Source organism: Peptoniphilus sp. GNH, from assembly GCA_021307325.1.
Taxonomy (GTDB): domain Bacteria; phylum Bacillota; class Clostridia; order Tissierellales; family Peptoniphilaceae; genus KA00134.
In genome coordinates this window covers 1,551,260-1,563,540 of sequence record CP089931.1, presented here as the reverse complement: position 1 = coordinate 1,563,540, position 12,281 = coordinate 1,551,260, and the positions used below count along the sequence as shown (strand labels likewise).

The following is a 12,281-nucleotide window of genomic DNA, read 5'->3' as shown; positions in this document are numbered from 1 at the left end:
CCTCCAATTAAAGTACTTCCGGTGCTAGTGAGATTATCTTCATAAAGTTGCCTGCTCTTAATTCTCTTGTAACAGGTCCAAAAATACGAGTTCCCACGGGACTTTTGTCTTCTTTTATAACTACCGCAGCATTGTCATCAAATTTTATATATGATCCATCTTTACGGCTAATTCCTTTAGTTGTTCTTACGATAACAGCTTTTACAACGCTGCCTTTCTTAACAACGCTACCCGGTGTTGCATTTTTTACAGAGCAAACCACAATGTCTCCAATATTGGCAGTCCTTCTGTTTGTACCACCTAAAACTTTAATGACAAGTAGTTCTCTAGCTCCGGAATTGTCTGCAACCCTAAGTCTTGTTTCTTGTTGTATCATCAGAAACCCTCCTTAATTATTTTATTGAGCCTTCTCAATAATGTTAACTAGTCTCCATCTCTTGTCTTTTGATAGTGGTCTTGTCTCCATAATTTTTACCAAATCACCAATACCACATTCATTATTCTCGTCATGAGCTTTGAATTTTGTTGTCTTTTTAAATCTCTTCTTGTAAATGGGATGTGCGACTAACGTCTCAACAGCAACTGTAATGGTCTTGTCCATCTTATCGCTTACCACTCTTCCCACTATGGTTTTTCTCGAGTTTCTTTCCATGAGAGTTAAGCCTCCTTCCCGATTTTCATTGCACGTTCTGTGATTATAGTCTTTATTCTTGCAATGCTTCTCTTTACTGTCTTTATTCTCAATGGATTATCAAGTTGACCTGTAGCCAATTGAAATCTCAAATTAAATAACTCGTTTTTTAGTTCGTTAACCTTGCTATTTAATTGTTCATCTGTCATTTGGCGAATTTCTTTAGTCTTCATTTGATTCACCATCCTTTGCTTTCATAACAAATTTTGTCTTTATTGGAAGTTTCATTGCTGCAAGTCTTATTGCTTCTCTTGCGATTTCTTCTGAAACTCCGCTCATTTCAAACATTATTCTTCCTGGTTTTACTACTGCCACCCAGTAAGCAGGCGCCCCTTTACCAGAACCCATACGAGTTTCAGCAGGCTTTTCTGTAACCGGTTTGTCCGGGAATATTTTTATCCATATATTTCCGCCTCTTCTAATGTATCTTGTCATAGCACGACGTGCTGCCTCGATTTGATTAGAAGTTATCCAAGCAGGCTCAAGGGCTTTCAAACCATACTCACCATATGTCAAGGTGTTTCCGCGATGTGCCTTACCCTTCATCCTGCCCCTGTGGACACGACGGTATTTAACTCTTTTAGGCATTAACATAGTCTTAATCCTCCCTTCAGCTTAGGCGTTTGTTCTTTCTTTGCCGGGTTTGTTGCTTCTTCTTTTAAAGTTTTGATTTTCTCTACCCGGTTTGTTGTTTCTTCTATTTTGAGCTCCAGATTTTTGGTTTCTGTCTCTTCTTCTGTTTTTTCTTGTTTCTTCTGTGATTTGTGGAAGAACTTCACCCTTGTATAGCCATACTTTTACGCCTATTTTTCCATAGGTTGTGTCGGCTTCTGCGAATCCGTAGTCTATATCAGCTCTTAGGGTTTGTAGAGGAATTGTTCCTTCTGAATATCCTTCTGTTCTAGCCATATCAGCTCCGCCAAGTCTTCCAGAAACAGCTGTCTTTATGCCTTTTGCTCCAGCTCTTAAAGTTCTTTGGATGGCTTGTTTCATAGCTCTTCTGAAAGATACACGTCTTTCAAGTGATTCAGCTATTGATTCAGCTACTAGTTGAGCGTCTAAGTCTTGATTTTTTACTTCTTCTACATTGATTATTGAGCTTCTTCCTGTAAGCTTTTCAACTTCAGCTCTAAGTTCTTCTACTCCTACGCCTCCTCTGCCGATTACCATTCCTGGCTTTGAAGTGTGGACAGAGATTTTAGCTTTGTTTGCCGCTCTTTCAATTAGTATTTTTGAAATTCCCGCAGCATAAAGTTTGTTTTTTATATATTCACGAATTTTTTCGTCTTCTACTAGAAGGTCTGCAAAATTCTTTTTGTCAGCATACCATTTTGAATCCCAGTCTTTGATTATTCCTACTCTAAGACCGTGTGGGTTTACTTTTTGACCCATTTATATACCTCCTTACTCTCTTTCTGCTACGACAACGCCAATGTGAGATGATCTTTTAAGGATTGGATAAGCCATTCCTTTTGCCTTAGGGCGAAATCTCTTCATTGTAGGACCGTCATTTGCAAATGCTTTTTTCACATATAGGTTAGCCCTGTCTAGGTTTAGGTTGTTTTCAGCATTTGCTACTGCAGAATGTAGCACCTTGTATAGTGCTTTTGCACCTCTTTTAGGTGTGAATTTTAAGATTGCAAGGGCCTCATCTACTTGTCTGCCACGAATTTCGGCGCAGATGTAATTCACCTTTAGGGGTGAAATTCTAACATACTTTGCTGTTGCTTTAGTTTCCATATGACCCCTCCTTATTTAACTCCTGTACTCTTTTCGCTCTTTCCTGCGTGTCCTTTGAAGGTTCTTGTTGCTACGAACTCTCCAAGTTTATGACCAACCATATCTTCTGTTATATATACTGGAACGTGCTTTCTTCCGTCATGCACTGCTATTGTATGCGATACCATTTCAGGAAATATTGTTGAACGACGAGACCATGTCTTTACAACTTTTTTATCATTTGCTGCGTTTAATTCTCTCACCTTTTTTAATAGGTGTTCATCTGCAAATGGTCCTTTTTTTACGGATCTTGCCATTATTTTCCTCCTTACTTAGCCTTTGCTCTTCTTACGATGTACTTGTCAGACTTTTTGTTTTTCTTTCTAGTCTTAAGTCCCATTGCCTTCTTGCCCCATGGTGTCATTGGAGAAGGTCTACCTATAGGAGCTCTACCTTCACCACCACCGTGTGGATGGTCTACTGGGTTCATGGCAGATCCTCTTACTGATGGTCTTCTGCCTAGATATCTGCTCTTTCCAGCTTTTCCTAGTCTAACTAGTTCGTGTGAAAGATTTCCAACTTGACCGATTGTAGCTTTTGAGTCGATATTTACAAGTCTGAATTCTCCTGAAGGAAGTCTAAGTTGAGCATACTTTCCTTCTTTTGCCATTAGTTGGGCGCTTGCTCCAGCACTTCTTGCGATTTGACCGCCTTTTCCAGGAACCATTTCTATGTTGTGTACAATTGTACCTACTGGAATGACTCTTAGAGGAAGGGCATTACCAATCTTGATATCTGCATGTTCGCCAGATTCAACTTTGTCGCCAACCTTTAATCCGTTAGGAGCTATGATATATCTTTTTTCTCCATCTACATAATTTAAAAGCGCAATGTAGCTTGTTCTGTAAGGGTCATACTCAATTGATGCAACACTTGCTGGTATGTTGTCCTTATTTCTTTTGAAATCTATAATTCTATATTTTCTTTTAACTCCGCCGCCTCTAAATCTCGAAGTGATTCTGCCTTGCGCATTTCTTCCTCCGGTTGAATTTAGATTTATTGTAAGTGATTTCTCAGGCTTAGTTTTGGTAACTTCTTCAAAAGTTGCCACCATCATAGTTCTGCGGCCTGGAGTTGTAGGTTTAAATCCTTTTACTGCCAATTTATTTCACCCCTTATTGCATTCCATCGAAAAATTCAATAGGTTTTGAATCAGCTGTTAGCTTTACAATTGCTTTTTTGTAGCTTGGTGTAAATCCTACGCTGACACCTTGTCTTTTCTTCTTGCCTCTTACATTCATTGTGTTAACTTTTTCTACCTTAACACCGAAAATCTTTTCAACTGCTTTTTTAACTTCAGTCTTGTTGGTACTCTTGTCAACTTCAAATGTGTACTTGTTTTCTTCCATATCTTTCATAGACTTTTCAGTAACTATGGGTCTTTTTAGAATATCGTAAATTGACATTAGTTAAACACCTCCTGTATTACATCAAGGGCATCCTTTGTAAGAACTAGGGAGTTGTATTTCAAAAGATCGTAAACGTTGATGTTTTGTGCCATTGAAGTTGCAACTCCTGCAATGTTTCTAGCACTTCTTACAACATTTTCATCTTTTCCGTCTGTAACAACCAAAGCTTTTTTGTCAGCCTTGATAGCTTTTAAAAATTCGTTGAACGCCTTAGTCTTAGCTGTTTGCATTTTAATTTCGTCTACCAATATTATTTCATTGTTTTGAAGCTTAGAAGTTAGAACACTCTTTAGGGCCAATCTTCTTACTTTTTTAGGTGTTGTGTAAGAATAATCTCTTGGCTTTGGCGCAAAAACAATTCCGCCGCCTCTCCATTGAGGTGATCTTATACTTCCTTGTCTTGCTCTACCTGTTCCCTTTTGTCTCCATGGCTTTCTTCCCCCGCCTCTTACTTCGGCGCGAGTCTTAGCACTTTTAGTTCCTTGTCTCTTGTTGGCAAGAATGTTTTTTACCACTAGGTAAACAGCGTGCTCATTAATTTCTATATCAAATATGTTTTCCTTTAGCTCAATATCGCCAACAGGTTCTCCCTGCATATTTATCATTTGAATCTTAGGCATGTTTGAACCTCCTTCCATTACTTGCCGGTTTTAACGGTTTCTTTGATAATAACAAGACCCTTCTTAGGTCCGGGAACTGCTCCCTTTATAAGGATTAGGTTCTTGTCTTCAAAAACCTTAACTACTTCTAGATTTTGTACGGTAACTCTATCATGTCCTGTTTTTCCAGCCATTCTATGACCCTTAAAAACTTTTCCTGGATATGAAGCAGCGCCCATACCACCGGGCATTCTGTGGAATTTAGAACCGTGGCTTTCTCTACCTCTACCAAATCCATGGCGGCTTATAACACCTTGAGTACCCTTACCCTTGCTAGTTCCTATTACGTCAACCTTGTCATTTTCCGCAAAAACGGAAACCTTTATTTCGTCTCCTACCTTGTAGGCATTTTCATCTTCAACTCTGAACTCTCTTAGATACTTTTTGTATTCTACACTGGCCTTGTCGAAGTGACCCTTTGTAGGTTTATTTACTTTTCTTTCTTTCACATTGCCTGAAGCAATTTGAACAGCCTTGTAGCCGTCAACTTCTTCTGTTTTTACCTGAACCACAATGTTTGGCTCAGATTCTATAACCGTAACAGGGGTAACTGTTCCCTTTTCGTCGAAAATTTGAGTCATTCCGACTTTTTTGCCGATTATATATTTCATTTCTACACCTCCAAAAATTATAGCGGATTGCAAGCAATCATATAAAAGAACAATTATAACTTGATTTCGATATCAACGCCCGCTGGTAGATTAAGTTTCATAAGAGCATCTACTGTCTTTTGGTTTGGACCAATGATGTCTATTAATCTCTTGTGGGTTCTTTGTTCGAATTGTTCTCTCGAGTCCTTGTACTTGTGAACTGCTCTAAGGATTGTGATTATTTCCTTTTCAGTAGGCAGTGGAACCGGGCCTGATACAGTGGCTCCTGTAGCCTTTGCAGCTTCAACGATTTTTCCTGCAGAGCTATCAAGTAACTCGTGGTCGTAAGCTTTCAGTCTAATTCTGATTTTTTGTTTTGCGTTATTTGCCATTTTATTCCTCCAATCGCATATTTGTTTTACGATAGGGTCATCGATACACACAGCCTGGTGTGTCATGGGCTTTTATAAAAAAGCGGAAGATAACCATACGCCGGATTTTTCCGACTTCTCAGCGGTAATTACCCTTGGAGCTTTCTTCCTTTTTGCTCCAAGCAACCTATCGCCTCATCGCAACATTTACTACAAACGCTTAAACATTATACCCTATCGTTTGTATTAAAACAAGCTTTTTTGCATAGTTTTTTTATATTTTTCTAATCTTATTTTCTGTGTAAATTTTTTTCATCTTTTATTATATTTTTATTTATTATATTTTTATTTTTTTCAAATTTTTCTCCAATAAAATTATTTTTTTGTTTTTTCTAATTAAAACGCTTTGATTTGAAAATGCCCAACACTTTTTCTTCAATAGAATATAAAATATTATATAAAAAAATCGACACAGAGTTTTATCTCGGTGCCGATTTTTTTCTTATTTGTGATTATTATAGTTTTGCTTGGGCTGCTGTTATTTTTGCAAGAGCCACTACTTCGTCTTCGTTGCAACCTCTTGAAAGGTCGTTTACGGGTTTGTTTAAGCCTTGGAGGATTGGTCCTATTGCTTCGAATCCACCAAATCTTTGAGCTATCTTGTAGCCTATATTTCCTGCTTCAAGAGATGGGAATATAAATACGTTGGCATGGCCCGCAACTTTTGATCCTGGTGCTTTTTTAGCTCCAACGCTTTCTACAAAGGCTGCATCAAATTGAAGTTCGCCATCCAAAACAAGGCTTGGGTCCATTTCTAAAGCTTTTTTGGTTGCATTTACAACCTTGTCTACGAAAGGATGTGATGCTGAGCCTTTTGTTGAGAAGGATAGCATGGCTATTTTTGGATCTATGCCAAATTTTTTAGCTGTTTCTTTAGATGCTATTGCAGATTGAGCTAGGTCATCTTCAGTTGGGTCGATGTTTATCGCACAGTCTGCCATGAGATATCTTTCTTGTCCTCTTATCATTATAAATGAGCCTGAAACTTTTGATATGCCGGGCTTTGTCTTTATTATTTGTAGGGCTGGCCTTACGGTGTCACCAGTTGTGCCAACAGCTCCTGATACCATACCATCGGCTTTTTCTGTAAATACAAGCATTGTTCCAAAGTAGTTAGGATTTTTCAAAATCTCTTTTGCTTCTTCTATTGTTACTTTGCCTTTTCTTCTTTCAAAGAAGGCTTGACTCAAGCTTTCGAACTCTGGGTCTGTTTCTGGGTCTCTGAAGTTTAGCTTGCTCAAGTCTATTTTTAATTCTTCAGCCATTTTTTCAACTTCAGCCTTTTTTCCAAGAACTATAGGTTCTATTACTCCTTCTTCTTTAAGACGCTTGCAAGCTGAAAGGATTCTCCTATCTGCGCCTTCTGGAAACACTATCTTGGCTCCCTTTTGTTTTAAATCTTCTGTTAATTTTTCAATTAATCCCATTTTATCCTCCAATACTAAACTAAGCTGGCAAATTTAAATTTGCCTTTCATAATTTTTTAGACCTTTACGCTTTTATTTTACCTAAATATGGCAAATATTCAAGATTAAGCTTAAAAAGACTCTAAAAATTGATTTATTGAACCTTAAAGTTTATTATATACTAAAGGAGTTATAATGAAGAAGATACATATTTTTTTTGCGATGCTGATACTTGCTCTTGCTCCTGTCAGCACATTCGCTCACAATTTTATAGATATAGATGATAACTGGGCAAAGTCTTATATAGATTGGGCAGCTGAGAAAAATTTAATACAGGGTTTTCCCGACAAGACATTTAAGCCTCAAGATAGGGTTTCGAGAGCCCAAGTGTATGAGATATTCAAAAATCTCTGGGAGAAAAAAGATTTTGAGTCGCCAAGTTTTAAAGATGTTTCTTATAAAAGTTGGTTTTGGAACGCTTTGGCTCTTGCCCAGGCAAAAAATTATTTGATTTACGATTCTGAAAATTTCATGCCTTCTGCTAAGACTACTCGCATAGAGTGTGCGATGATTATTTCAAAAATTTATAGAATTTCAAGCGATTCGATTGATAATTTCAAAGACACCTCAAATCTTTCAAAAGAAGAGAGAAATGCTCTTGAATCTTTGCGCAGCTTAGGCATAATAAATGGATTTTTAGATGGTTCTTTCAAGCCCCAAGACCCCCTAACTAGGGCCCAAGTTTGCAAAATTTTAAATCTTTGCGTGGATAAATTAGGCTATCCAAAAGATGACCAGACTCTTGATGACATAAGGTCTTCACTTAAAAAGGTCTTGGATAAGGCTCAGGCTATAAAAAATGACTCTTACACAAATAGATCTTATGAAAATTTGATTTACGAAACTGATAGGGCCTTAGAAATTTTGGCAAGATCCACTGACAAATTAGAAATTCAAAACGCTCGCAAAAATCTGGAAAATGCCCTCTTGGGCTTGGTAAAAAGCAAGGAAAATAAAAACAAATTAGTAATAGAAATAAGAAATGAAATAGGAGAAGTCTTAGACGCAGATGTGACTTTGGACAAAAAAGATTTTAAATCTGGACAAAACATAAGTCCCGGTCGCCATCTAATCGAAGTGAATGCGAAAGGCTACAAGCCAGAGTCCAGTTTTTTTGATTTTGAAGACGCATCAAGGCATCTTATCTTCATCTTAAAAAGAGAGGACTCGTCCCTAGTAAGGCTTATCCTTGCTCCTACGCTTTCGTCAAATTCAGAAGGTCTTGTGGAGCCTGGTAGCAGAGTAGAAATACTTGCCAGTCCACCTTTTGGGAAAAGTTTGAAGCATTTTCTTGTAAATGGCAAAATCAAAAAATCAAATGAGGACAAGCTTATATTCATAATAAAAGAAGACAGCACAGTGGATGTAGTCTATGAATAGATGATTTTTGGTTTAATTAAAAGGCAGTTCTAGGATCTGCCTTTTGTATTGGTCTAATCTCATTTGGCAGATGTTTTTATACCTTGACTTTTTTCATAATTATGTAGCATAAAAAATACCAGAGGAAATATAAACCTCTGGTATTTTTTGATTCATGAAACTACTAGAAAATGCAGTCCTCATTTCTATATTTTCACTAAATTACATCATGCCCATTCCGCCCATGCCTTGTTGTGGCATCATTGGGGGGGTGTCTTCTTTTACTGTTGCAACTGCTGCTTCTGTTGTAAGAATCATTGCCGAAACTGAAGCCGCATTTTGTAGAGCCGATCTTGTAACCTTAGTTGGGTCTACAATTCCAGCTTTTACCATATCTACATATTTGTCATTTGCAGCATCATATCCTATGCCCGGTTTTTCGCTTCTTACTTTTTCAGCAACTACGCTTCCTTCAAGTCCAGCATTTATAGCTATTTGTTTTACTGGTTCCAAAAGTGCTCTGGCGATTATATTAACACCTGTTTTTTCATCAGCTTCACACTTTTCAGAAAGAGCCTCAACTCTGCCTACCAAGTCCAAGAGAACTGTTCCACCTCCTGGAACGATTCCTTCTTCAACTGCTGCTCTTGTTGCCGAAAGGGCATCTTCTATTCTAAGCTTTCTTTCTTTAAGCTCAACTTCAGTTGCTGCACCAACCTTTATAACAGCTACACCACCTGCAAGCTTTGCAAGTCTTTCATTTAATTTAGAAATGTCAAATTCGCTGTCTGAGGCTTCTATTTGTGCCTTGATTTGAGCTGTCCTATCCTTAATCTTAGCCTTGTCCCCAGAACCATCTACTATAACTGTAAGATCTTTTTCAACTCTCGCCTTTGCACAAGTACCAAGATCTGAGATTTGAGCATCCTTCAATTCTTGACCCAAGTCAGAAGAAATAACTCTACCACCTGTCAAGATTGCTATATCTTCGAGCATCTCTTTTCTTCTGTCTCCATATCCAGGAGCCTTTACTGCAACTATATTCAAAGTTCCTCTTAGCTTGTTCAAAACAAGTGTTGCCAAAGCTTCGCCTTCTATATCTTCTGCAATTATCAAAAGTGGCTTTGAAGATTGAAGCACTTGTTCCAAGAGCGGAAGCAAGTCTTGAATGTTTGTAATCTTTTTATCCGTGATTAAAACATAAGGACTTTCCAATTCTGCAACCATCTTTTCACTATCTGTAATCATATAAGGCGATACATAGCCTCTGTCAAATTGCATACCTTCAACAACTTCCAAGCTTGTTCCCATGGACTTGGATTCTTCTACGGTTATTACGCCGTCTTTTCCCACCTTTTCCATGGCTTCTGCAATGAGTTCACCAATTTTTTCATCAGCAGCTGAAATTGCAGCTACTTGAGCAATTGATTCCTTGCTTTCAACTGGAACCGAATATTCTTTCAAGCCTTCTACAACCTCTTCTACAGCCTTTGCTATACCCCTTCTAAGAACCATTGGGTTAGCACCTGCTGCCAGATTCTTTATTCCTTCATGGATAATGGCTTGAGCAAGCAGAGTTGCGGTTGTTGTACCATCTCCTGCTACATCATTTGTCTTGGTTGCGACTTCTTTTAAAAGTTGAGCTCCCATATCTTCAAACCTATCTTCGCATGAAATGTCTCTGGCAATTGTAACACCATCATTGGTGATTACAGGTGAGCCATATTCCTTGTCTAAAATTACATTTCTTCCCTTGGGTCCAAGGGTAACTTTAACTGTATCTGCAAGTATGTCTATGCCTCTTAAAAGACCAGCTCTTGCATCTTCTTTAAATTTTATATCTTTTGCCATCTAAATCACTCCTTAGCCAATAACTGCTAATATATCAGAATACTTTATTATAACGTATTTTTCTTTTTCTACTTCAATTTCATTTCCAGCATACTTAGAAAAAACTACCCTATCTCCTACCTTGACTTCGTCCTTGGTCTTTTCATCTTCTCTGATATCCTTACCTAGGGCAATGACCTCTGCGATGTTAGATTCTTCTTTAGCTGCACTCGGAAGAACAATTCCTGAAGCAGTAGTTTCTTCGACTTCTACCTTTTTAATTACTAATTTATCTTGTAATGGTTTAAGTTTCATCTTATCCCTCCTGTGATTGTTAGCACTCAACCATCTCAAGTGCTAATATTATGATAATACATCTTTGCTTCTTTTGCAAATTTTTTTATAAATTTTTTAATTTACTTGTAAAGTCCTTTTTTCTTTGACAAGAGCCCTTACTTGCCAAGTTTATTTTCTCTGCCATAATAAAAGAGATATTGTTGAGCGAAACCTGCATAGGCTCCGAAAATATCCCTTCCATGGGCAGCCAATTTTGATTTTGGTATTTCTTCTCCAAAATATAAATTTTCTACAACTCTTTTTATCCACACATCTACTGGAAAAGATTCCGATCTGCCAAAAGAAAATAACAAGATGCAATCTGCGACCTTTGGTCCCACCCCAGGAAGTCTCATAAGCTCTTTTCTTTGATCTTCTAAATCCATTTTTCGAATTTTATCTATGTCTACCTCTTTAGAATTAATCATTTCAGAAGCTTTAACTATTCTTTCATCTCTAAAGCCAACTCTGGCATCTTTTCTTAAATCTTCTGCCTTGGCCCTGCTAAGAGTTTTGGCATCCGGAAAAGTGTAGTAGGTCTTGCCATCATAACTTTTAAAAGGGCTTCCATACATCTTTGCTATCTTCTCTACTGCCTTTTGTATCCTTGGAATTTGATTGTTGGCAGAGATTATAAAAGTTATTATAGTCTCAAAGGGGTCTTGGTTTAAGATTCTTATCCCCTTACCATAGTCTAGTGCCGGTCTTAAAATTTCATCAGGACTTAACTTTTTTCTGATTTGCTCATAATCCCTATCCAAATCAAAATAGTCCCACCATATATCTTCAAACTCTTTTAAAGTAGTAGCTCTTATCAAAACTCCGTCTTTTTCATTTTTTACATTTATAATTTTCTTATGGGCAACATTTGTATAAGATCCGTCTTCTTCTTTTATAAATCTGAAAGCCTGACCACATTCGAAGATTTTTTTTGCATCAAAATCTTCTAATCCCTTTAGAATGAGAGAGCCATTTTTTTCTTCTATTTGCATTTTTCCTCCAAAAAAATAAGCCCGTAACCGGGCTCTGTTTATCCTATAGTGGATGATTTAGGTAATAGAAAAGAGTTAAAAGAGAATCGTTCAAGCGAACATTTTCTACAACTACATCATCTTCAACATCTAAGTCCACAGGTGTGAAATTCCAGATTCCCTTGACACCTAATTTTATCAAGGCGTCAGTTATTTCTTGTGCAAAAGCACCTGGGGTTGTGATTATACCAACTTCTATCTTGTGTCTTCTCACATAGGAAACCAAATCTTTCATGTCTTTTACTTCAATGTTTTCGACTTTTTTGCCTATTTTTTCAGTATCCACATCAAACATGGCTCTAATTTCCAAACCTGAGTTTTTAAAGCCTTGGTATCTGGCTATAGCGTATCCAAGAGATCCCGCTCCCACAATTATAGCCTTACGTGTCTTGTCGATTCCGATAATTTTAGCAATTTCATCCTTTAAAAGGCCCACATTATAACCATAACCTTGTTGACCAAATCCGCCAAAATTATTTAAATCCTGTCTGATTTGAGATGCAGTAAAGCCTGTTTTTTCGCTGAGCTCTTTAGACGATATCCTAACTTGTCCCATTTCCATTTCTTCTTGCAAGTATCTATAGTAAATAGGCAATCTCCTAATTACGGTTTCGGATACATTTCTTGGGTGTTTCAATTCAAAGCCTCCTTTAAAGTGTTAACTTTTTGTTTAGCATTATTATATCAAATTTTAACAAGC

The 12,281-nt window shown here is 37.5% G+C and carries 18 protein-coding genes; 1 reads left to right on the top strand and 17 read right to left on the bottom strand.

The annotated features are described in order from the left end of the window. Positions 1 to 7: 7 nt before the first annotated feature. The 13 genes from rplN to pta form a co-directional block, all read right to left on the bottom strand. Positions 8 to 376 (bottom strand): 50S ribosomal protein L14, encoded by a 369-nt coding sequence (rplN, locus tag LV469_07490; protein ID UHR02479.1) that lies wholly within the window; start codon positions 374 to 376, stop codon positions 8 to 10. 21 nt (positions 377 to 397) lie between these two features. After that, on the bottom strand, positions 398 to 652 hold the full coding sequence (gene rpsQ, locus LV469_07485; GenBank protein ID UHR02478.1) for a 30S ribosomal protein S17: 255 nt from the start codon (positions 650 to 652) through the stop codon (positions 398 to 400). 5 nt (positions 653 to 657) lie between these two features. After that, complete coding sequence (gene rpmC, locus LV469_07480) at positions 658 to 864, bottom strand: 50S ribosomal protein L29 (protein ID UHR02477.1); 207 nt, start codon at positions 862 to 864, stop codon at positions 658 to 660. Further along, complete coding sequence (gene rplP / locus LV469_07475; GenBank protein ID UHR02476.1) at positions 854 to 1,285, bottom strand: 50S ribosomal protein L16; 432 nt, start codon at positions 1,283 to 1,285, stop codon at positions 854 to 856. Before rplP ends, rpmC begins: the two co-directional genes overlap by 11 nt. A 21-nt stretch (positions 1,286 to 1,306) precedes the next feature. Further along, positions 1,307 to 2,083 carry a 30S ribosomal protein S3 gene (rpsC, locus tag LV469_07470; GenBank protein ID UHR02475.1) on the bottom strand — a complete coding sequence of 259 codons (777 nt, stop codon included), beginning with the start codon at positions 2,081 to 2,083 and terminating at the stop codon, positions 1,307 to 1,309. 12 nt (positions 2,084 to 2,095) lie between these two features. Next, positions 2,096 to 2,431, bottom strand: coding sequence for a 50S ribosomal protein L22 (rplV, locus tag LV469_07465; GenBank protein UHR02474.1), 336 nt, complete (start codon positions 2,429 to 2,431; stop codon positions 2,096 to 2,098). A gap of 11 nt (positions 2,432 to 2,442) precedes the next feature. Next, on the bottom strand, positions 2,443 to 2,727 hold the full coding sequence (rpsS, locus tag LV469_07460; protein ID UHR02473.1) for a 30S ribosomal protein S19: 285 nt from the start codon (positions 2,725 to 2,727) through the stop codon (positions 2,443 to 2,445). Between the two features lie 11 nt (positions 2,728 to 2,738). Next, positions 2,739 to 3,572, bottom strand: a complete 834-nt coding sequence (gene rplB, locus LV469_07455; GenBank protein ID UHR02472.1) for a 50S ribosomal protein L2 — start codon at positions 3,570 to 3,572, stop codon at positions 2,739 to 2,741. A 13-nt stretch (positions 3,573 to 3,585) separates the two neighbouring features. Further along, positions 3,586 to 3,876: a 50S ribosomal protein L23 gene (rplW, locus tag LV469_07450; protein ID UHR02471.1), complete on the bottom strand. Its 291-nt coding sequence runs from the start codon at positions 3,874 to 3,876 to the stop codon at positions 3,586 to 3,588. Continuing rightward, positions 3,876 to 4,499 carry a 50S ribosomal protein L4 gene (gene rplD, locus LV469_07445; protein UHR02470.1) on the bottom strand — a complete coding sequence of 208 codons (624 nt, stop codon included), beginning with the start codon at positions 4,497 to 4,499 and terminating at the stop codon, positions 3,876 to 3,878. Before rplD ends, rplW begins: the two co-directional genes overlap by 1 nt. Positions 4,500 to 4,516: 17 nt before the next feature. Continuing rightward, on the bottom strand, positions 4,517 to 5,149 hold the full coding sequence (gene rplC, locus LV469_07440) for a 50S ribosomal protein L3 (protein ID UHR02469.1): 633 nt from the start codon (positions 5,147 to 5,149) through the stop codon (positions 4,517 to 4,519). Between the two features lie 53 nt (positions 5,150 to 5,202). Further along, positions 5,203 to 5,520 carry a 30S ribosomal protein S10 gene (gene rpsJ / locus LV469_07435; protein UHR02468.1) on the bottom strand — a complete coding sequence of 106 codons (318 nt, stop codon included), beginning with the start codon at positions 5,518 to 5,520 and terminating at the stop codon, positions 5,203 to 5,205. A gap of 494 nt (positions 5,521 to 6,014) precedes the next feature. Beyond that, complete coding sequence (gene pta / locus LV469_07430; protein ID UHR02467.1) at positions 6,015 to 6,986, bottom strand: phosphate acetyltransferase; 972 nt, start codon at positions 6,984 to 6,986, stop codon at positions 6,015 to 6,017. Positions 6,987 to 7,160: 174 nt separating this feature from the next. Here pta and LV469_07425 point away from each other — a divergent pair, with 174 nt between their 5' ends. Then, a complete protein-coding gene (locus LV469_07425; GenBank protein ID UHR02466.1) occupies positions 7,161 to 8,405 on the top strand; it encodes an S-layer homology domain-containing protein in 1,245 nt (414 codons plus the stop codon). A gap of 201 nt (positions 8,406 to 8,606) precedes the next feature. Here LV469_07425 and groL read toward each other — a convergent pair whose 3' ends face one another. From groL to LV469_07405, 4 genes are all read right to left on the bottom strand, one after another. Beyond that, positions 8,607 to 10,235, bottom strand: coding sequence for a chaperonin GroEL (gene groL, locus LV469_07420; protein ID UHR02465.1), 1,629 nt, complete (start codon positions 10,233 to 10,235; stop codon positions 8,607 to 8,609). A 12-nt stretch (positions 10,236 to 10,247) separates the two neighbouring features. Beyond that, entirely contained in the window at positions 10,248 to 10,529 is a 282-nt protein-coding gene (locus LV469_07415) for a co-chaperone GroES (protein ID UHR02464.1), read from the bottom strand. A gap of 137 nt (positions 10,530 to 10,666) precedes the next feature. After that, the gene (locus LV469_07410) at positions 10,667 to 11,542 is read right to left on the bottom strand and encodes a DNA-3-methyladenine glycosylase (protein UHR02463.1); all 876 of its coding nucleotides are present in this window, start codon (positions 11,540 to 11,542) and stop codon (positions 10,667 to 10,669) included. A gap of 43 nt (positions 11,543 to 11,585) precedes the next feature. Beyond that, positions 11,586 to 12,218 carry a redox-sensing transcriptional repressor Rex gene (locus tag LV469_07405; protein UHR02462.1) on the bottom strand — a complete coding sequence of 211 codons (633 nt, stop codon included), beginning with the start codon at positions 12,216 to 12,218 and terminating at the stop codon, positions 11,586 to 11,588. Positions 12,219 to 12,281 lie beyond the last annotated feature (63 nt).

Excerpts from the sequence above, each read along its gene's own strand:
- rplN (UHR02479.1), bottom strand. The coding sequence starts at position 376 with ATGATACAACAAGAAACAAGACTTAGGGTTGCAGACAATTCCGGAGCT.
- rpsQ (UHR02478.1), bottom strand. The coding sequence starts at position 652 with ATGGAAAGAAACTCGAGAAAAACCATAGTGGGAAGAGTGGTAAGCGAT.
- rpmC (UHR02477.1), bottom strand. The coding sequence starts at position 864 with ATGAAGACTAAAGAAATTCGCCAAATGACAGATGAACAATTAAATAGC.
- rplP (UHR02476.1), bottom strand. The coding sequence starts at position 1,285 with ATGTTAATGCCTAAAAGAGTTAAATACCGTCGTGTCCACAGGGGCAGG.
- rpsC (UHR02475.1), bottom strand. The coding sequence starts at position 2,083 with ATGGGTCAAAAAGTAAACCCACACGGTCTTAGAGTAGGAATAATCAAA.
- rplV (UHR02474.1), bottom strand. The coding sequence starts at position 2,431 with ATGGAAACTAAAGCAACAGCAAAGTATGTTAGAATTTCACCCCTAAAG.
- rpsS (UHR02473.1), bottom strand. The coding sequence starts at position 2,727 with ATGGCAAGATCCGTAAAAAAAGGACCATTTGCAGATGAACACCTATTA.
- rplW (UHR02471.1), bottom strand. The coding sequence starts at position 3,876 with ATGTCAATTTACGATATTCTAAAAAGACCCATAGTTACTGAAAAGTCT.
- rplD (UHR02470.1), bottom strand. The coding sequence starts at position 4,499 with ATGCCTAAGATTCAAATGATAAATATGCAGGGAGAACCTGTTGGCGAT.
- rplC (UHR02469.1), bottom strand. The coding sequence starts at position 5,149 with ATGAAATATATAATCGGCAAAAAAGTCGGAATGACTCAAATTTTCGAC.
- rpsJ (UHR02468.1), bottom strand. The coding sequence starts at position 5,520 with ATGGCAAATAACGCAAAACAAAAAATCAGAATTAGACTGAAAGCTTAC.
- pta (UHR02467.1), bottom strand. The coding sequence starts at position 6,986 with ATGGGATTAATTGAAAAATTAACAGAAGATTTAAAACAAAAGGGAGCC.
- LV469_07425 (UHR02466.1), top strand. The coding sequence starts at position 7,161 with ATGAAGAAGATACATATTTTTTTTGCGATGCTGATACTTGCTCTTGCT.
- groL (UHR02465.1), bottom strand. The coding sequence starts at position 10,235 with ATGGCAAAAGATATAAAATTTAAAGAAGATGCAAGAGCTGGTCTTTTA.
- LV469_07415 (UHR02464.1), bottom strand. The coding sequence starts at position 10,529 with ATGAAACTTAAACCATTACAAGATAAATTAGTAATTAAAAAGGTAGAA.
- LV469_07410 (UHR02463.1), bottom strand. The coding sequence starts at position 11,542 with ATGCAAATAGAAGAAAAAAATGGCTCTCTCATTCTAAAGGGATTAGAA.